At 59.6% G+C, this 18,891-nt stretch carries 18 protein-coding genes; 6 read left to right on the forward strand and 12 right to left on the reverse strand.

Annotation, left to right across the window (positions count from 1 at the left end):
* Nucleotides 1-49 precede the first annotated feature (49 nt).
* The 4 genes from V1572_RS11585 to sppA all read right to left on the reverse strand — a co-directional run bounded on the left by V1572_RS11585 (nucleotide 50) and on the right by sppA (nucleotide 5,111).
* Entirely contained in the window at nucleotides 50-1,303 is a 1,254-nt protein-coding gene (locus V1572_RS11585) for a glycoside hydrolase family 18 protein (RefSeq protein WP_395299126.1), read from the reverse strand.
* 220 nt (nucleotides 1,304-1,523) lie between these two features.
* A complete protein-coding gene (gene pncA, locus V1572_RS11590) occupies nucleotides 1,524-2,165 on the reverse strand; it encodes a bifunctional nicotinamidase/pyrazinamidase (protein ID WP_167212768.1) in 642 nt (213 codons plus the stop codon).
* Nucleotides 2,166-2,174: 9 nt separating this feature from the next.
* Nucleotides 2,175-3,191, reverse strand: a complete 1,017-nt coding sequence (ansA, locus tag V1572_RS11595) for an asparaginase (protein ID WP_008500705.1) — start codon at nucleotides 3,189-3,191, stop codon at nucleotides 2,175-2,177.
* Between the two features lie 63 nt (nucleotides 3,192-3,254).
* A complete protein-coding gene (gene sppA, locus V1572_RS11600) occupies nucleotides 3,255-5,111 on the reverse strand; it encodes a signal peptide peptidase SppA (RefSeq protein WP_045910239.1) in 1,857 nt (618 codons plus the stop codon).
* A 167-nt stretch (nucleotides 5,112-5,278) separates the two neighbouring features.
* Between sppA and V1572_RS11605 the strand changes: the two genes are divergently transcribed.
* From V1572_RS11605 to V1572_RS11615, 3 genes are all read left to right on the forward strand, one after another.
* Nucleotides 5,279-5,830: an NAD(P)H nitroreductase gene (locus V1572_RS11605; protein WP_045910240.1), complete on the forward strand. Its 552-nt coding sequence runs from the start codon at nucleotides 5,279-5,281 to the stop codon at nucleotides 5,828-5,830.
* 116 nt (nucleotides 5,831-5,946) lie between these two features.
* Entirely contained in the window at nucleotides 5,947-6,990 is a 1,044-nt protein-coding gene (gene selD, locus V1572_RS11610) for a selenide, water dikinase SelD (protein ID WP_008500702.1), read from the forward strand.
* A gap of 4 nt (nucleotides 6,991-6,994) precedes the next feature.
* A complete protein-coding gene (locus V1572_RS11615; RefSeq protein ID WP_045910241.1) occupies nucleotides 6,995-8,908 on the forward strand; it encodes a DNA topoisomerase III in 1,914 nt (637 codons plus the stop codon).
* Between the two features lie 115 nt (nucleotides 8,909-9,023).
* On the opposite strand, the gene gdhA is transcribed toward V1572_RS11615, so the two are convergent.
* Nucleotides 9,024-10,367, reverse strand: a complete 1,344-nt coding sequence (gene gdhA, locus V1572_RS11620) for an NADP-specific glutamate dehydrogenase (protein ID WP_008500700.1) — start codon at nucleotides 10,365-10,367, stop codon at nucleotides 9,024-9,026.
* Between the two features lie 229 nt (nucleotides 10,368-10,596).
* On the opposite strand from gdhA, the gene V1572_RS11625 reads away from it, so the two are divergent.
* On the forward strand, nucleotides 10,597-10,875 hold the full coding sequence (locus V1572_RS11625; RefSeq protein WP_045910243.1) for a DUF1496 domain-containing protein: 279 nt from the start codon (nucleotides 10,597-10,599) through the stop codon (nucleotides 10,873-10,875).
* Here the strand turns inward: V1572_RS11625 and V1572_RS11630 are convergent.
* The gene (locus V1572_RS11630) at nucleotides 10,832-11,251 is read right to left on the reverse strand and encodes a pyrimidine (deoxy)nucleoside triphosphate diphosphatase (RefSeq protein WP_045910244.1); all 420 of its coding nucleotides are present in this window, start codon (nucleotides 11,249-11,251) and stop codon (nucleotides 10,832-10,834) included. The two genes, V1572_RS11625 and V1572_RS11630, sit on opposite strands and share 44 nt — an antisense overlap.
* 75 nt (nucleotides 11,252-11,326) lie before the next feature.
* Between V1572_RS11630 and V1572_RS11635 the strand changes: the two genes are divergently transcribed.
* Together V1572_RS11635 and V1572_RS11640 are read left to right on the forward strand one after the other, a co-directional pair.
* Nucleotides 11,327-11,896 (forward strand): carboxymuconolactone decarboxylase family protein, encoded by a 570-nt coding sequence (locus V1572_RS11635; protein WP_262805302.1) that lies wholly within the window; start codon nucleotides 11,327-11,329, stop codon nucleotides 11,894-11,896.
* Nucleotides 11,889-12,506, forward strand: coding sequence for a CDP-alcohol phosphatidyltransferase family protein (locus V1572_RS11640; RefSeq protein ID WP_048027512.1), 618 nt, complete (start codon nucleotides 11,889-11,891; stop codon nucleotides 12,504-12,506). The genes V1572_RS11635 and V1572_RS11640 overlap by 8 nt, the downstream gene beginning before the upstream one ends.
* Here the strand turns inward: V1572_RS11640 and V1572_RS11645 are convergent.
* From V1572_RS11645 to xthA, 6 genes are all read right to left on the reverse strand, one after another.
* A complete protein-coding gene (locus V1572_RS11645) occupies nucleotides 12,503-13,810 on the reverse strand; it encodes a sulfurtransferase (RefSeq protein WP_248221159.1) in 1,308 nt (435 codons plus the stop codon). The genes V1572_RS11640 and V1572_RS11645 overlap by 4 nt on opposite strands.
* A gap of 73 nt (nucleotides 13,811-13,883) precedes the next feature.
* The gene (locus V1572_RS11650) at nucleotides 13,884-14,504 is read right to left on the reverse strand and encodes an ATP-binding cassette domain-containing protein (protein ID WP_395299127.1); all 621 of its coding nucleotides are present in this window, start codon (nucleotides 14,502-14,504) and stop codon (nucleotides 13,884-13,886) included.
* Nucleotides 14,504-16,033 carry a thiamine ABC transporter permease gene (locus V1572_RS11655; RefSeq protein ID WP_395299128.1) on the reverse strand — a complete coding sequence of 510 codons (1,530 nt, stop codon included), beginning with the start codon at nucleotides 16,031-16,033 and terminating at the stop codon, nucleotides 14,504-14,506. The genes V1572_RS11650 and V1572_RS11655 overlap by 1 nt, the downstream gene beginning before the upstream one ends.
* Nucleotides 16,006-17,166: an ABC transporter substrate-binding protein gene (locus V1572_RS11660; protein ID WP_395299987.1), complete on the reverse strand. Its 1,161-nt coding sequence runs from the start codon at nucleotides 17,164-17,166 to the stop codon at nucleotides 16,006-16,008. Before V1572_RS11660 ends, V1572_RS11655 begins: the two co-directional genes overlap by 28 nt.
* 15 nt (nucleotides 17,167-17,181) lie before the next feature.
* The gene (locus V1572_RS11665) at nucleotides 17,182-17,865 is read right to left on the reverse strand and encodes a TVP38/TMEM64 family protein (protein WP_395299129.1); all 684 of its coding nucleotides are present in this window, start codon (nucleotides 17,863-17,865) and stop codon (nucleotides 17,182-17,184) included.
* A gap of 6 nt (nucleotides 17,866-17,871) precedes the next feature.
* Nucleotides 17,872-18,678, reverse strand: coding sequence for an exodeoxyribonuclease III (xthA, locus tag V1572_RS11670; RefSeq protein WP_032667291.1), 807 nt, complete (start codon nucleotides 18,676-18,678; stop codon nucleotides 17,872-17,874).
* Between the last annotated feature and the right edge of the window lie 213 nt (nucleotides 18,679-18,891).

The raw sequence follows: 18,891 nt of genomic DNA on the forward strand, positions 1-18,891 counted from the left end.
CTCTCCCTGTAGGCCGGGTAAGCGCTAGCGCCACCCGGCTCACTACACCTTAGTGTGGGATCCCGAGCGACGCCGCCAGCTGCTTCGCTAACTGGTTTTCGTCATCCGCGCCATACTCCCAGAACATTGCTCCGGCGAGCCCTTTCTGTTTGATGTAGTCCGCTTTGATCGCCACGGATCGCGGGTTCTCATACGAAATCGCAAACAGCGCGCTGCCATCGGCACCTTTCACCGAGAGCCACGGCACATTTGCCTGGTCGTCCCAGTGTTCAGTAAAGCGTTTCTGCGGATCGTTCAGCAGCTTTTTGACGATATCGTTGTACTTCACGTAGGTATCTTTGGTCAGGTCATAGCCGAGTGACTTGAATAACCCAATCTCCTGCGGCCCGAAGTAGGGCTGAGTGGCCGGATTTTTTTGCGCATCGGGTTTCGTCCAGTCAATGCCCGTCTCCACGGCGCGTTTCGGTACGCGGCCATAGAAACCAATCCCGAGATTCATCTGCTGCGGCTTCAGCCCGGCGGCCAGATAGTTGTTCACCACAAAATCGACGCTGTATTTGTCCGCGGCGGCCACCGTCGGCCAGGTGCTGGAGTCATACAGGTTGGCGTTAAAATACTGCGTGCCGTACGCCATGTCGTAGGTCATCAGGTTGATGTAGTCGAGCAGGGGCGCAACGGCTTTCACATCCACCCAGCTTTTCGGACTTTCCGCATTCGCGCCTACCGCAATGGTCACCAGCTTTTTATGCCCGAACGCGTCGCGCATCCCCTTCAGCAGGGCGGTAAAGTTATCCCGGTCGGCGGGCTGGCTTGCCACCAGCCCCCAGGCGCCGTTGACCGGATACTCCCAGTCGAGATCGATCCCGTCCAGACCATATTTTTCGACAATCTCCTGTGCGGAGCGGATGAACACCGCGCGGCTCTCTTGGGTTGCCGCTGCGCCAGAGAAGCCACGCGCGCCCCAGCCGCCGACGGAGAGCAGGACCTTAAGATTTGGGTTTTGCTTACGCAGAGTGGGGATTAAGGCCAGATCGGACGCCACTTTTGGCGATAGCCAGATTTGATGCAGCTTCGCCGGATCTTTCAGCGCGGCGTTGGTTTCGTCTTTTTCGTCGTTATAGACCAGACCAAACGAGTAGTTCAGGTGGGTGATCTGGCGAACGTCCAGTTTATTGATATCGCCACCCGGTCCGGCGGTGACATCGCCACCCCCGTTAAAGTAGCCCACGGACATCAGGGAACTGGCGGAGGCCACTGACGCGCAAAGCAAGGGTAATGCTGCCAGCAAGGGCAAACGTTTCATACAAGTTCCTCTTTGACTTAATAAAATTAACCACGCCACGGAAAAGGTGTGGCGAAAAAACAGCCTAAAGAGAATAGCATTGCCGCTTCGCTGAGGTTGCGAGGGAGTTCACTTTATGGGAGATCGGAGGGGGGTTGCCGGGTGGCGCTGACGCTTACCCGGCCTACAAAACCAAAGAAGTAGGCCGGATAAGGCGCAGCCGCCACCCGGCTTAAAAGGCCTAGGCCTGCGTTTCCAGCCAGTCTTCGAGCGTATACAGCGTCGCGCCTTCCGCAGCCATATCCATAAACGCCTGGGCGCTGTCCTGCGGGTGAATGTTCACCCCGCGGCAGCCGTCGGTGATGACGCTGACGGTGTAGCCTAACTGAAGCGCATCCAGCACGGTGAACTTCACGCAATAGTCCGTTGCCAGCCCCAGCACAATCAGCTCCGTGATTTCGTGGTGACGTAACCACGCATCGAGAGCGGTTTTCTGACGATGCCCGTTATCAAAAAACGCGCTATAGCTGTCGATAGCCGGGTTTTCGCCTTTGTGAAACACCGCATCGATGGCCTTTTGATTCAGGAGCGGATGCAGCGCCGCGCCTTCCGTCTGCTGTATGCAGTGATCCGGCCAGAAGGTTTGCGCCAGCCCGTCGAGTTCACCCTGGGTGAAGGGCTCGACATTGTGCTGGCTGGCAAAGCTGCCGTGATTTGCCGGGTGCCAGTCCTGGCTTGCGACAACCGCTTCACCGCGGGCTTTGCACCAGTCAATCAGCGTGTTGGCCACGTCAACGGTACTGTCACCTTCGGCGACGGCCAGTGCACCGCCCGCGCAGAAATCATTTTGCAAATCGACCAGGAGCAGGGCGCGTTGCTTCATGAGACCTCCTTATTCGTCAGGCGTCAGTTCGCCGCGCAGGTTTTGCATCATCGCGCTGCGAATGGACTGAATGTCCAGATCCTGACTCAGTAAATAGTGAAGTTTAGTCAGCGTTGCCTCAACGGTCATATCGAAACCGCTGATCACCCCCGCATGCGCCAGCGCGTTGCCGGTGGCATAGCCGCCCATATTCACTTTACCGGACATACACTGGGTCAGGTTCACCACCACAATTCCACGCTCGCTGGCTTCCTGAAGCTCTTTCAGGAATTCACCGTTCTGCGGCGCATTGCCCACGCCGTAGGAGCGCAGGATCAGCGCCTTCACCGGCTGGCGCAGGAAGTTACGCACCACGTCCGCAGAGATACCCGGATAGATGGTGACCACGCCAATCGGTTGCGGAGTAATCGGATGCACAATCAGCTCGCCCGCGGTGTTCGGCGCAGGAGGGGTTCCCAGACGACGGATATGAATACCGGCCTCCAGCAGCGGCTGCAGGTTAGGTGAGGCAAAGGCGTCAAAGCCGTCGGCGTGGGCTTTGGTGGTGCGGTTACCGCGATAAAGACGATTGTTAAAGAACAACGACACTTCGTTAATCGGGTAATTCGCCGCCACGTACAGGGAGTTCAGCAGGTTGATCTGCCCGTCTGAGCGCAGTTCCGCCAGCGGAATTTGCGACCCGGTGACGATAACCGGCTTGCTCAGGTTCTCCAGCATGAAGGAGAGCGCCGAGGCGGTAAACGCCATGGTGTCGGTACCGTGCAGGATCACGAAGCCGTCGTACTGGTCGTAATGGGCTTTAATGTCATCCGCGATGTGCTGCCAGTCTTCCGGCGTCATGTCGGAGGAGTCCATCAGCGGCTCGTATTCGTGGATAGTAAAGTCAGGCATTTCCGGACGGTGGAATTCGGGCATCAGCGCAAGCTGACGCTGAAGGTGGCCGGAGACGGGGATATAGCCGTTTTCGGAGCGCTGCATACCGATGGTACCGCCAGTGTAGGCTACATAAATCGATTTCTTCTGCATGGTAGTGAGTTCTTGTTCTTCAAAAGAAAAAAATCCCCTCTTCGCGGGAAGAGGGGACGGTTTTTAACGGACGTTCGCGCAGGTCAGGCAAAACGCGTAACGACTCTGTGGATCGTTAAAGGCCGCAAGCTTATCGCTTTCCGCCTTCATCGCTTTTGCCGCCGTGGCGACCGGCGCAGGCAGGTAAGCCTGCAGCGCCTCCGGCAGCATGGCGCGTACCGAGCCGGACATGCTGTCCATGACCATATCGAAGAACGACGGTTCGTCCTGGTAATACTCGATATGCCACTGCTTCAGCTTCGCCAGTTCGGCGGCTTTCTTCACCGCGTCATCGAAGTCACCCAGGCTGTCCACCAGTCCGTTGCTCTTCGCATCCTGACCGGTCCAGACGTGGCCCTGTGCAATCTGGTCGATCTGCTCAGGCGTCTTTTTACGCGAGTCTGCGACCAGGGTGATAAAGCGTTTATAGCCGTTCTCAATGCTGAGCTGCATCATCTCAGAGACTTCCGGCGGCAGGGATTTGGTCACCGAGACATCCGCCAGCGGAGAAGTCGCTACGCCGTCGGTATGCACGCCCAGAGAATCCAGGCTGTTCTCTACGGTGTTGATCACCCCGAAGATACCAATCGAGCCGGTCAGCGTGCTTGGGTTCGCCACGATGTAGTTGGCTGGCGTGGAGATCCAGTAACCTCCGGAGGCGGCCATTCCGCCCATTGAGACGACGACCGGCTTGCCGGCGGCGCGCGCCGCGGCCAGTTCAGCGCGGATCACTTCGGAGGCGCTGACGCTACCGCCAGGGCTGTTGACCCGCAGGACAATCGCCTTCACTTTCGGATCCAGGCGCGCATCGCGGATTTGTGACGCGGTAGTATCGCCGCCCACGTTCCCCGGGGTCTCCTGACCGTCCATGATCGCACCGTTAGCAAAGACCACCGCGACGCTGTCACCGTTCTCATCCGGTTTCTTCGTCGAGTAATCATACATGCTGATGGCACTGTAATTTTTGTCCTCTTTGCTCCAGCCAAACTGTTTGCTCAGGGATTTTTCAATCTCGGCGCTGGTGCCCAGGGCATCAACCAGTTTGTTATCGAGCGCATATTTCGCGGTATCACCGTCAACCTTACGCAGGCCTGCCAGCACGCCCTGCGCGCCAGGGAACACCTGTTCAGGCGTAATCTGACGGTTCGCGGCAACGGTGCCCAGATAGTTCTGCCACAGCTCACCAATCCAGCGGCTGTCCGCTTCGCGGGCGGCAGGGGACATATCGTCGCGGATAAACGGCTCCACGGCAGATTTGTACGTACCGACGCGGAAGACGTGGGTGGTGACCTTCAGCTTATCGAGCAGCGATTTGTAGTACAGGCCGTTGGTGGCAAAGCCGTGCAGATCGACCGTACCCTGTGGGGAGAGCCAGATCTTATTGGCGAAGCTCGCCAGATAATATTGTCCCTGGCTGTAGCTGTCGCCCACGGCAATCACCGGCTTGCCGCTGTCGCGGAATTCGCGCAGCGCTTTACCGATGTACTGCATAGACGGCTGATCGCCGCCGGCAAAATCTTTCAGATCCAGCACGATGCCGGTGATGTTGCGGTCATCTTTGGCCTGACGGATGGCATCGACGATATCGAACAGGGAATTTTCCTGCAGACGGTCTGAAGTGGCGCCAAACAGCTGACGGCTGATTACGCCCAGACGGTTGCTGGCTGACGGTTTATCAACGATTACGCCGGTGATATCAAGTAACAAGGCCCCGCGAGTCGAATGCTGCGCCTGATTCGCGTTGCTGATGTGCATCCAGATACCCGCGCAAACCAGAACCAGCAGGATGAAGAAGATGTTCATCACCAGGTTGCGGACGAAGTTGAGCAGTCGCCACGTCCATTTAAAGAAACCGGCAATAATTCGCCAAAGGGTTCGCATGTATTCTCCCTAACCAGAAAATGACTGTTTCCGTCGCCACTGGACGGTAATGTTGGGTTATCGTAATGACCCAACCGCCACTTGTCAGCAGGAATCGCCTGCCAGGCTGTAACAAAATCTGCCGTCGTGTTAATTTTATGAGTAAATTTCAAGAAAGGAGTTAACCAATGGACGCACTCGAACTGCTTGTTAACCGCCGTAGCGCTTCCCGTCTGGCCGAACCTGCCCCGGCAGGCGAGCAGCTGGAGAACATTCTGCGGGCCGGCATGCGTGCCCCCGATCATGGCACACTGCAGCCGTGGCACTTCTTTGTAATTGAAGGCGAAGGACGCGATCGTTTCAGCCAGCTGCTGGAGCAGGGGGCGCTGGCCGCAGGGCAGGATGAGAAGGGGATCGACAAGGCGCGTAATGCCCCGTTCCGCGCCCCGATGATCATCGCCGTCGTGGCAAAATGTCAGGCGGGCCATAAGGTGCCGGTCTGGGAGCAGGAAATGTCCGCGGGCTGTGCGGTGATGGCGATGCAAATGGCCGCCGTCGCGCAAGGCTTCAACGGTATCTGGCGCACCGGTGCGCTGACCGAAAGCCCGGCGGTCCGTGACGGTTTTGGCTGCGGTGAGCATGACAAAATTGTCGGTTTCCTCTACCTCGGCACCCCGCAGCTTAAAGCCTCCAGCACCATCAGCGTGCCGGACACCACGCCTTTCGTCAGCCGCTTCTGATAACGCACGCTAAACTGTCTGGATTCTGAGCATCTGCCGCAGAATTCAGACAGTCATACTTACCTCTTTATGGAATGAGCGCTACCATAGCGCGATTGAGATGACAGGAGACGTCCATGAGCGAGCAAACCATTCGTTTAACGCAGTACAGCCACGGAGCCGGTTGCGGTTGTAAAATTTCCCCGAAAGTGCTGGAGACCATCCTGCACAGTGAACAGGCGAAGTTTGTCGACCCGAACCTGCTTGTCGGCAATGAAACGCGCGACGATGCTGCAGTTTATGACTTAGGTAACGGCACCAGCATTATCAGTACCACCGACTTCTTTATGCCGATTGTCGACAATCCGTTCGATTTCGGGCGCATTGCGGCCACCAACGCCATCAGCGATATCTTTGCCATGGGCGGTAAGCCGATTATGGCGATCGCCATTCTGGGCTGGCCGATCAACACCATCCCGCCGGAAGTGGCCCGTGAAGTGATTGATGGCGGCCGTTTCGCCTGCCAGCAGGCAGGGATTGCGCTGGCCGGTGGTCACTCTATCGATGCGCCGGAGCCTATCTTCGGCCTGGCCGTCACCGGTGTGGTGCCGACCGAACGCGTGAAGCGCAACAGCACCGCGCAGGCGGGCTGCAAGCTGTTCCTCACCAAGCCGCTGGGCATTGGCGTGCTGACCACCGCCGAGAAAAAGTCCCTACTGAAACCGGAGCACAAAGGGCTGGCAACCGAAGTCATGTGCCAGATGAACCTCGCCGGTGCGGCGTTCGCCAATATCGACGGCGTGAAGGCGATGACCGACGTGACCGGTTTTGGTCTGCTGGGGCACCTCTCCGAAGTGTGTCAGGGCGCGGGCGTGCAGGCGCAGGTCTGGTATCAGGACGTGCCGAAGCTGCCGGGCGTGGAGGAGTACATTGCTCAGGGCGCGGTCCCGGGCGGTACCCAGCGTAACTTCGCCAGCTACGGTCACCTGATGGGCGAAATGCCAGAAGAATGGCGCAACCTGCTGTGCGATCCGCAAACCTCCGGCGGCCTGCTGCTGGCGGTCACGCCGGAATCCGAAGCCGAGGTCCAGGCCACTGCCGCCGAGTTCGGCATTACCCTGACGGCGATCGGCGAGCTGGTAACCGCGCGCGGTGGCCGACCGATGATTGAGATCCGTTAATTCGATGCGGTTGTTTATTGCCGAAAAGCCGAGCCTGGCCCGTGCCATTGCCGATGTGCTGCCCAAGCCGCATCGCAAGGGCGACGGCTTTATCGAATGCGGTAACGGGCAGGTGGTCACCTGGTGTATCGGTCACCTGCTTGAGCAGGCGCAGCCGGATGTCTACGACAGCCGCTACGCCCGCTGGAATTTGAACGATCTGCCCATCGTGCCGGAAAAATGGCGCCTGCAGCCCCGGCCTTCAGTCACCAAACAGCTCAACGTGATCAAGCGCTTCCTGCATGAAGCCGAAGAAATCGTGCACGCGGGTGACCCGGACAGGGAAGGACAACTGCTGGTCGATGAGGTGCTGGACTATCTGGAGCTGGCGCCGGAAAAGCGCCAGCAGGTGCAGCGCTGTCTGATCAACGACCTCAACCCACAGGCGGTCGAGCGAGCCATTTCGCGCCTGCGCGCCAACAGCGAGTTTATTCCGCTGTGCGTCTCGGCGCTCGCGCGTGCCCGCGCCGACTGGCTGTACGGTATCAACATGACCCGCGCCTACACCATCCTCGGGCGCAACGCGGGCTATCAGGGCGTGCTCTCCGTGGGGCGCGTGCAGACGCCGGTGCTGGGGCTGGTCGTGCGTCGTGACGAAGAGATTGAGAACTTCGTCGCTAAAGATTTCTTTGAGGTGAAAGCGCATATCGTCACGCCTAAAGACGAGCGCTTTACCGCCGTCTGGCAGCCGAGCGATGCCTGCGAATCGTATCAGGATGAAGAGGGGCGTTTGCTGCACCGCCCGCTGGCGGATCATGTGGTTAATCGCATTACCGGGCAGCCGGCTATCGTTACCAGCTATAACGATAAACGGGAATCAGAACCCGCGCCGCTGCCGTTCTCGCTGTCGGCCCTACAGATTGAGGCCGCGAAGCGCTTTGGCCTCAGCGCGCAGAACGTGCTGGACATTTGCCAGAAGCTCTATGAAACCCACAAGCTAATCACCTATCCGCGTTCAGATAGCCGCTATCTGCCGGAAGAGCATTTTGCCGGTCGTCATTCAGTGATGAACGCCATTAGCGTGCATGCGCCGGATCTGCTGCCGCAGCCGGTGGTGAACCCGGACACCCATAACCGCTGCTGGGACGACAAAAAGGTGGACGCCCACCACGCGATTATCCCGACGGCGCGCGCCAGCAACGTCAATCTGACCGACAACGAAGCAAAGGTCTATAACCTGATCGCCCGCCAGTACCTGATGCAGTTCTGTCCGGACGCGGTGTTCCGCAAATGCGTGATCGAACTGGAAATCGCGAAAGGGAAATTCATTGCGAAAGCCCGTTTCCTTGCTGAAGCAGGCTGGCGCACGCTGCTGGGGAATAAAGAGCGTGACGAGGAGAACGACGGCACGCCGCTGCCCGTCGTTGCCAAAGACGATGAGCTGCTGTGTGAAAAAGGGGAAGTGGTGGAACGTCAGACTCAGCCGCCGCGCCATTTTACCGATGCGACGCTGCTGTCCGCGATGACCGGCATCGCCCGGTTCGTGCAGGATAAAGATCTGAAGAAGATCCTGCGCGCCACCGACGGTCTGGGTACGGAGGCAACCCGCGCGGGGATCATCGAGCTGCTCTTTAAGCGCGGTTTTCTTGAGAAAAAGGGGCGCTATATCCATTCGACCGAGCCGGGCCGCGCGCTGATTCATTCCCTGCCGGAGCTGGCCGCCAGGCCGGACATGACCGCGCACTGGGAGTCGGTGCTGACGCAGATCAGCGAGAAGCAGTGCCGCTATCAGGACTTTATGCAGCCGCTGGTGGGGACGCTTTACCAGCTGATCGATCAGGCGCGCAGCACGCCGGTGAAGCGCTTCAGAGGGATGGTTGCACCCGGTGGTGGCGCGAAGAAACCTTTCAAAAAGAAAAAGAGCGCGGCCGCCTCTTAACCCGTAGGCCGGGTAAGGCGAAGCCGCCACCCGGCGAAAAGCAGCTCTGCGTCCTGAAAAAAGCCCGGTGGCGCTAACGCTTACCGGGCCTACACGTTGAGAACGCAGCGAAAACTTAAATCACACCCTGCCCAATCATCGCATCCGCTACCTTCACGAACCCGGCGATATTCGCCCCGCGCACGTAATTGGTTTGCGATGCTTCACCGCCATATTCCACGCAGGCGTGGTGAATATCCAACATGATATGGTGCAGGCGCGCATCCACTTTCTCCGCCTTCCAGCCGAGACGCGCGGCGTTTTGCGCCATCTCGAGGCCGGAGGTTGCGACGCCGCCCGCGTTGGCGGCCTTGCCCGGTGCAAACAGCACGCCTGCCTCCAGGAACAGGTCCGTCGCGTCGATCGTGGTCGGCATGTTTGCCCCTTCGGCGACCGCTTTTACACCATTGCTAATTAACGTGCGCGCGGCTTCAGCATCCAGCTCGTTCTGCGTGGCGCACGGCAGGGCGATATCCACCGGCACGCCCCACGGCTGTTTACCTTCGAGGTAGGTCAGGCCAAACTCCCGGGCGTAATCCGCTACGCGTCCATCGCGGCTGGCTTTGATTTCACACAGGCGCGCCAGCTTCTCTGCCGTGAAGCCCGCTTCATCCACCACCGTTCCGCTGGAATCAGAGGCGGTCACTACGCGAGCGCCAAACTGCATCGCTTTCTCAATTGCGTACTGCGCCACGTTACCGGAGCCGGACACCGCGACGCGCATACCTTCGAAACCTAAGCCGTGACGCTTGAGCATGGCTTCGGTGAAGTAAACCAGGCCGTACCCGGTCGCTTCCGGGCGGATCAGGCTCCCGCCAAACGACAACCCTTTGCCGGTAAAGACGCAGGCGCTGTTGTTGGAGAGCTTTTTCATCATCCCGGCCATAAAGCCCACTTCACGTCCGCCCACGCCGATATCACCGGCAGGCACGTCGGTGTCAGGACCAAGATGGCGATAGAGTTCGGTCATCAGTGCCTGGCAGAAACGCATCACTTCGCCTTCGCTTTTGCCTTTCGGGTCGAAATCGCTGCCGCCTTTCCCGCCGCCCATGGGCAGCGTGGTCAGCGCGTTTTTAAAGGTCTGCTCGAAGCCGAGGAATTTCAGAATCGACAGATTCACGGACGGATGGAAACGCATGCCGCCCTTAAACGGACCGATGGCCGAGTTAAACTGTACGCGCCACGCGCGGTTAACCTGCACCTGGTTGCGATCGTCCACCCACGTCACACGGAACTGGATCACGCGCTCTGGCTCGACAAGGCGTTCAAGCAAAGACATCTGGCGATAGCGCGGGTTTTGTTCAAGGAAGGGCCACAGGGTGGTCATCACTTCACGCACGGCCTGGGCGAACTCGCTTTGGTGCGGGTCGCGCTGCTGAACATGGGCAAGGAAACTTTCCAGAGAGCGTGTCTGATCCATAGATATAAGAACCTCTTATAATAATGTTTGTATATGACTTATGCGTTTTGTGTTGTTTTTTTGACTATACCACCCGTACTGCTTTGTCTGGCAAGCAGAAATTCAGGGCGAAAGGGAAATTAATGAAATGCGCTGCGTCATAACTAAAAGCGATGACGAGATATATTAAAGGTTCCGCGCTGGTTTACCGTTATAGTCATTATCAAGGGAACAACAGGAAGATGTGTCTATGAACCGTTATCTACTGACCGCGTTATGTGTGATCTTTACCGCAGGTGCGCAGGCTGACCGCATTCGCCCGGACGTGGAAGTGAATGTGCCGCCGGAAGTGTTTAGCTCCAGCGGCCAGAATCAAACGGTGCAGCCCTGTAATCAGTGCTGCATCTATCAGAATCAGAACTACTCGGAAGGGGCCGTGGTGAAAGCGGAGGGCGTTCTGCTGCAGTGCCAGCGCGACGAGCGCGTTATTGGCACGAACCCGCTGGTCTGGCGTCGCGTAAAACAATAAACGCTTCCAGAAGGGGGATATCCGCGGGGGCTAAGGCGTAGCCAAACGCCTCTTCCGGCGTACACCACGCCAGCTCGCTGTGGTAGTGCGCCGTGAGCTCGCCGCTAAACGCAGGAACGTGCCAGGCGTGCAGGTTGATTAACCGCTGCGAGACTACACGCTGGTGGCTGGCCACGTATTGCGCAGGGCGTGCTTCAATACCTAACTCTTCACGCAGCTCGCGGATAAGCGCCTCGGGCTGGGTTTCTCCCGCCTCGACTTTGCCGCCTGCAAATTCCCACATGCCCGGCTGGTCGGCGTGGGCAGGGCGCTGTGCCAGTAAAATTTTGTCGTCTTTTTCGATGATGGCGGCAACGACATCGAGTGTTTTCAGCATGGTCGTCAATAATTGATAGCGAAAAAAGACATATTATCGTGCCCTTTCTCAGAGTCCAGCTATCAGGAGAATCAGGTGAAAGAGACTACCGCCTGGGTTGCCCCTATCGAATCCCTTCCCGCCAGCCTTAAACCCATTACCGTGATGCAGAAAAAGCATTTTGGCGCCGTGCTGAATCCCACGCGCTGGTGGGGGCGCATGCCGCGTCTGTTCTGGCTGGTGGCGCTGTTCGTCGGTTTTCTGGAGCGTCGTCGCGCGCGCCTGACGCCCGTGCTTCGTTCGCTGCTCATGACGCGGGTGTCCCAGCTCTGCCACTGCGCTTTCTGTATTGATGCCAACAGCCTGCGGCTGGCCGAGCGCTGCGGGGCGCTGGATAAGGTGCAGGCCGTGAGCGACTGGCAGGGTTCCGCCTTGTTCACGGAGCAGGAGCGCGCGGCGCTGGCCTACGCCGAGGCGGTGACCGCCACGCCGCCCCGGACGGATGAGGCCATCAGAACGGCGCTGAAGCGCCATTTTACGGATGACGCCATCACCGAGATGACGGCGCTCATTGCCTTTCAGAATCTCTCTGCCCGCTTTAATGCCGCGCTGGATATTCCGGCGCAGGGGCTGTGCGCCACCTTTAACGAGACGCCTCATGCTTGATCGCCACCTTCATCCGCAGATAAAACCGGCGCTGAATCGTCTGGTCTCCGTGCTGGACCGACCGGGAATAACGCCCGACGGATTAACCCTGACCGGGTTTGCCATCGGCGTGCTGGCGCTGCCGTTTCTGGCCCTTGGCTGGTATCCGGCGGCGCTGGCCGTCATCGTGCTGAACCGCCTGCTGGACGGTCTGGATGGGGCGCTGGCGCGCCGCAGAGGGCTGACCGATGCGGGGGGATTTCTCGATATTGCGCTCGATTTTCTGTTCTACGCCCTGGTGCCGTTTGGCTTTGCGCTGGCAGCACCCGTTGAGAATGCGCTGGCCGCGGCCTGGCTGTTGTTTGCGTTTATCGGGACCGGCAGCAGTTTTCTGGCGTTTGCGGCGCTGGCCGCGAAGCACGACATCGACAACCCCGGCTATGCGCACAAGTCGTTTTATTACATCGGCGGGTTAACGGAAGGGACGGAGACCCTCGCGCTGTTTGTGCTGTGCTGCCTCTTTCCGGCGCACTTTACGCTCTTCGCGTGGGTATTTGGCGCGCTGTGCTGGTTGACCACCACAACGCGCATCTGGAGCGGCTACGTGACGCTGAAGTCACTTAACCCTTAGAGCGCGCTTTCAGGCCCGCGCTCACCGGTCGTCACCGGGTTCTGCGGGTGACTGCTCCATTCGTACCAGCCGCCGTCATAGACGGCGATATTCTTCCAGCCCATCGCCCGGGCGTACATAAAGGTTTCGGACGCCCGCCAGCCGGTGCCGCAGTAAAACGCGACGTGCTGTTCCGGCAGAATATTCCAGCGCTTCCACTGGGCGGCGATGTCGTCTGCGCTGCGCATGGTGCCATCCGGGTTATGGAAATCCTCCATGTGGGTAGCATCGCTGCCCGCGTGGCCCCAGCGGGCACCGGCAATTTCACCTTTTGGCTTGATGTAGCTGTAGCCGCTGGTTTCGCCGATGAACTCCGGCCACGAGCGAATGCTGACCAGGGAGGCATCCTGACGGTGCAGCATGCCACGCGCCTGTTCCATATCCACCATCAGCTGCGGCTGACCGGGTATCGGCGCGCCAAAATCGGGGGCTGGCGTTACTTTACCGGGCGTGCCGCGCTCAACCGGCAGGCCTGCATCTGACCACGCCTTCCAGCCGCCGTCGAGAATACGCACATCCTTCACGCCCGCATACAGCATAATCTGCGCCACGCGCGCGGCGGCGTAGACGTCGCGGCCATACAAGATGACGGTGGTGTCGTGACGGATCCCGTGCTTCGCCAGCATCGCTTTCAGCTTGTCGTCGGAGACTTTATTCCACAACGGTTCGCTTTCCACCTCGTTGGTGTCGATATAGCCCGCACCGGGAATGTGGTTCAGCAGGTAAAACTTCGGTGCACCCCAGGCGGCTTCGATCACTTTCCAGTCGCCCGCCGGTGCGGCAGTCACGGGTTTACCCTGCTGGAGCCGGTGGATCCACTGTGGGTAAACCAACTGTTCAAAGTGGGGCAGGCGCTGAAGGCGGTCTGGGGTCTGCAGTGCGTCGCTGAGCAGCGAAACGTGGCGGTAACCGGCTTTCTCCAGGCGGGCTTTCACCGCCTGGTTATCGTTCTCGTCGCCATACAGGGCGATGGTCGTCGCAGGGGTAAGCTGATGCTGTTTTGCCCACAGCGCAATCTGCTCATCGCTCATGGCGCTAAGCCAGGCAGCAGCAAGGTTGAGTGCGGCGGGTTCATGCCCGGAGGGGCCGCTGAGCGTCTGCGGCCAGCCGTTATAGAAGGCGCTGGCGCGTGTGTCGACAGGCGTGCCGTGCTGTGCCTGAAGCTGAGACAGCGTGATGGCGTTGGGCATATCAGCCGCCAGCGAGGAAAAAGAAGCGAGGCCGCAGAGCAGGGCCAGCGCGGTCAGTTGAGAAACACGTTTCATCGAATAACCTGACGTCAGTAAAAGAGGGGGGCATTGTCGTCTCTCCCGAATCGGAAAACATTGCGTTAGCACATTATTGCCAGCGAGAAATCTCAATCAGCTCGCCGCCGGGTGGAATATCGTCCTCATCGTGCGTGACCAGCACCACCGGAATATTGCGCGCGCGGACGGCGTCAAACACCCATGCCCGAAATGAGGCCCGCAACGCTTTATCGAGGCGGCTGAACGGTTCATCCAGCAGCAGCGCCTGCGGCTCCGCGAGCAGGGCCCGCAGCAGGCTGACCCGTGCGCGCTCCCCGCCGGAAAGGGTGGCCGGATCGCTGGCGTAATGGTCGCTCAGCCCGGCGGAATCCAGCGCCTGCGCGACCGCTTCCCGCCGCGCGCTGCCGGCGATCCGCTCAGGCAGCGCCAGCAGCAAATTTTGCCCGACGCTGAACTGGTCGAACAGCAGCGCGTCCTGAAAGAGAATACCCAGCCCGCGGGACTCCACGGGAAGACCGTCGCAGCGACGCGCGTCGAGCCACAGTTCGCCCCGCGCCTGGAAATCGTCTGACAGCGCGCCGATCATCCAGGCAAAAAGGGTCGATTTGCCGCTGCCGGACGGCCCCATCAGGGTGACGATCTCCCCCCGGGGCACGCAAAAACTAACCTCGCGGAAAAGCGGTTCGATGGTAAGATCTTTTACCTTCAGCATTAACGTAACCCTTGTCGGTAGCGGCCCACGAGCCGGGATAGCAGGGCGGCAAGACCAAACACCGTGCCCGTGACCAGCAGTAATCCCAGCGCCCGGTTAGCAAGAATCGGGATGCTGCCCCCGCTGCTCAGCGCCACGGTTTCGGTGGTCAGCGTGGCGAAACGCCCCGCGCCCAGCCACAGCGTCGGCATGTATTGCGCCATGCTGACGGAAAAGCCGGTGGCAAAGGCCAGTAGCGCAGGGCGCACCAGCAGGGGGCATTTCACCAGGCAGAAGACTTTGGCCCGTCGCCAGCCGAGGGTTCTGGCGGTGAGGAGCAGACGGGGATCGATCCGGCGCCAGGCGGGTTGCAGCACCAGCAGCGTCCACGGCAAGACCCACAGGAGGTGGCTCCAGAGCACGGCGGCGTAGTGCCCGTCGATGCCCAAGTGCAACGCAATCGCATACTGGCCGGTGACGAGCGGGAGGGCCGGAAGGGCGAGCGGTAACCATACCCACAGCGCGCCGCGCTGCGGACCCCATTCCAGCCAGAGTAAGCCGACGACCAGGGCAATCAGGGCTGAAAGCAGACCGAATGACACGCTGGTTCCCACCGGGCCAACGTCTTCCCGTTGCGCCAGCATCAGCAGCACCGCGGCGCACAGCACGCCGCAGGTGGGCAGGAACCCGCTCAGTGCTCGCTCAGGCAGGGCGAGTTGAGACCGGGGACGCGTTCCGGAGAAGTTCGCAAGCGTGCGAACCCATGCCTTCCAGATACCGTATCCCAGAGCGGCAAGCGCGGCCAGCAGCAGAAGGAGAATCAGGCACAGCAGCGTCCCTTTTGCCTGCTGTTGCGCGTCGCCCTGGCTCAGCCACTGCCAGGCCAGCACGGCCAGGGTAGGCGGGTTGCCCGGCCCGAGAACGATCGCCACATCGACGACCGACAGCGACCACGCCAGCACCGCCAGCATTACTGCCCCGAGGACAGGGGCGATAGCCGGAAGGATCAGCCAGCTGAGCGTCTGAAAACGCCCGTAGCCGAACGTCTGCAGGACGATTTTCTGCTGCGCGAGCCGTTTTTCCGGCAGCACGGCATAAATGGCCCACAGGACAAACGCGCTCTCTTTGACCGCGAGCGTCAGCCCCAGCCCGGCGCCGTAGCGGTCAAACGGTGGGGAACAGACGGTGCAGACCTGATAAAACAGACCGCCCTCGGCAAACAGCAGTAATGCGCCGGTGGCGAACGCCACATGGGGGATCGCCAGCAGCCACGGCAGGCGGGTTGTGAGACGTCGCCAGCGTTTCCCGGGCCAGACAAGGCTGACGAGGAGAAGGGCAATCAGCAACGCCCCCAGCGTGGCGATGAGCGTTGAGACCAGCGTGGCAATGGTTGCCTGAGGCAACTGCGGATCGTTCAGCAGCCGCTGCCAGTTTGTCACCGAAAACGCCGGGGCAAGCAGCATGGCGCCGGCGGGCAGGAGCGGCAGATAAATCACCGCCATCGCCAGCCAGACAAGCCTGCTCAGCGGGTGCCGTAACGACGCAGCCATTCCTGCTCCAGCGCATTTACCCAGGCGGACTGGGGCTCTGCAAGCACCTTCGGCAGCCCCTGCGGCGTGTGGGCCAGCAGCTGTCTGGCTTCATCTTCAGGCAGCGTTGTGGCATCCAGCACGCTCGGATCGCCCCAGATGACCGGGTCAGCTTTGCGGATCTGCGCCTGCGGTGAAAGCAGGAAATTGGCGACCACTTTCGCCCCTGCGCTGGCGCTGGCATTGGCCGGAATCGCCACAAAATGGACGTTGCCAATCGTTCCGCCGTGGAAACCAAAGCTGTAGCTGTCGGCGGGCAGTTCGCCGCTCGCCACTTTTTGCTGCGCATGTGCGGGGTTAAAGGTCAGGGACAGGTTAAGGCTGCCGCTGGCAAGCAGGGCATCCATTCGTGCAGGAGAAGGGGGGAAATCTTTCCCTTCGCGCCACAGCAGCGGGTGGAGTTTGTCCAGATAATCCCAGAGCGGCGCCGTCACCTCGGCAAAGGTGCTATCGGGGGCCTTTTGCAGCGCGTCCGGGTGAGCGGTCAGCGTCAGCAGCAACTGCTCAAGAAATGCCGTGCCGGTAAAATCTGGCGGGCGAGGATAGCTGATCTTGCCCGGATGCTGCTGCGCGTAAGCCAGCAGCGCCTGAGGATCCACAGGCGGCGTCGGCATGCTGGCCTTGCGGGCGATAAAGGTCAGCTGCGCGCTGCCCCACGGCGATTCCGCGCCGTCTGTGGGAATCGCAAAATCCTCCGTAACCGGTTTGCGGGTATCGACATAGCGCCAGTTGGGTAACGTCTGCGCCCATCCGGTCTGCAGCAGGTTTGCCTCTTTCAGCGTGCGGAAGTTCTCGCCGTTAACCCACAGCAGGTCGACGGAGCCGTTGGTCTTACGCCCCGCGGCGGCTTCGGTCTGAATACGTTTTACCGCGTCGGCGGCATCCGCCAGCGGGACAATTTTAAGGGTAATGGCATAGTGCGTTTGCATCTCACCGCTGACCCACTCCAGATAGCGGTTGACCGCCGGATCGCCGCCCCAGGCGTTAAACCAGACGGTCTGGCCTTTAGCCTGTTGCTGAATGGCCTGCCAGCCGTCGGCGGCAAATAGGGGGGCTGCCAGCAGCAGACCGGTCAGAAACGTGCAAAAACGCACACGGCGCATAATGCCTCACTTTTTAGCAGACGGGAGAAAACGGGAAAACAGCTGGCGGGTGACCAGCGGTAATAACCCCAGTAGTGTAAAGGCGAATACCATGCCCGGCGACAAAATATCGCGCAGCGAGGTCACTTTTCCCAGCTCGCGCCCGGCGTTCAGAAAGATAATCGTGGCGGGCAGCATGGCGACCTGGCTCACCCACCAGTAGCGAAATACCCCAATCCGGGTTAGCCCCATCAGCAAATTCACCAGAAAAAACGGGAACAGCGGCATCAGGCGCAGGGCAAAAAGAAAGTTCGCGCCGTCGCGTGCCATGCCGGTATTCACCGTACCCATCTGTCGGGCAAACCGCCGTTGCACCCAGTCGCGCAAAAGATAGCGGCTGGCGAGCATCGCCAGCGTGGCCCCAAGCGTGGAGGCAAAGGAGACCAGCACGGTGCCTTCCCACAGGCTAAACAACGTCCCGCCCAGCAGGGTCAGGATCGCCGCGCCGGGGATCGAGAGGGCGGAGACCGCCACATAGACCGCAAAGAAGATCAGCGCGCTGCGCAGCGGCGCGTGGTCGACATAGGAGAGTAATGCCTGCTGGTGCGTTTTAATCCCTTCCAGGGAGAGGATTCCCGGGGGAAGCATGACAAACGTCAACATAAATGCGCCCAGAAGGGCGCACAGGAAGAGTGTTTTTGGAATGTTCACGCGTCATTACAGCTTGAATTTAGCCCACACTGGCGCGTGGTCAGACGGTTTTTCCATGCTGCGGATGTCGTAGTCGATCCCGGTTTCGATGCAGCGCTCGGCCAGCGGTGTACTGGCGAGCAGAAGATCGATACGCAGGCCGCGGTTGTCGTCAAAGCCTTTAGAGCGATAGTCAAACCAGGAGAAGCGATCCTGCGTTTCCGGGTTGGCATTGCGGAAGGTATCCACCAGGCCCCAGCCCAGCAGGCGCTCCATCCACTCACGCTCTTCCGGCAGGAAGGAGCATTTGCCGGTGCGCAGCCAGCGTTTGCGGTTCTCTTCGCCAATACCGATATCGAGATCCGTCGGGCTGATATTCATGTCGCCCATGATCAGCACCGGATTCTCTTTTTTGAGTTCGGTGGTCAGGTAGTCCTGCAGATCCTGATAAAACTTCGCTTTCGCCGGGAATTTGGTTTCATGGTCACGGCTCTCACCCTGCGGGAAATAGCCGTTGATGACCGTGATATTACCGATCGCAGAAGGGACTTCCGCCATGATAATACGACGCTGCGCTTCTTCACCGTCGCCCGGGAAGCCGCGACGCACGGAAACCGGCGGCGCTTTGGTGAGCAGCGCGACGCCATAGTGACCTTTCTGGCCGTGATAAAAGACGTTGTAGCCGAGTTTCGCCACCTCTTCGAGGGGGAACATGTCGTCGTGAACCTTTGTCTCCTGCAGGCCGATCACATCTGGCTGATGTTGCTCAACGATAGCTTCAAGCTGATGAGGGCGGGCACGCAGGCCGTTGATATTAAAAGAGACAAATTTCATAGTCGCTGCCAGTGCAAGGTGAATAGTGCAAGGATGGTAGCAGAATTTGCGTCAACTGTTACCGGCTTCGACCAATAACTGCAACAGATAATGCCGGTGGTGCAATATTTGCACCATTCTGACGCGCTTCGCCCCCAAACAGGGCGTAAATGGCCGATAAATTTCGCGAGCGATCACAATTCCAGAATTATATTTGGCCTGTGCATACTCTTT

Source organism: Enterobacter quasiroggenkampii, assembly GCF_043972695.1.
Lineage (GTDB): Bacteria > Pseudomonadota > Gammaproteobacteria > Enterobacterales > Enterobacteriaceae > Enterobacter > Enterobacter quasiroggenkampii.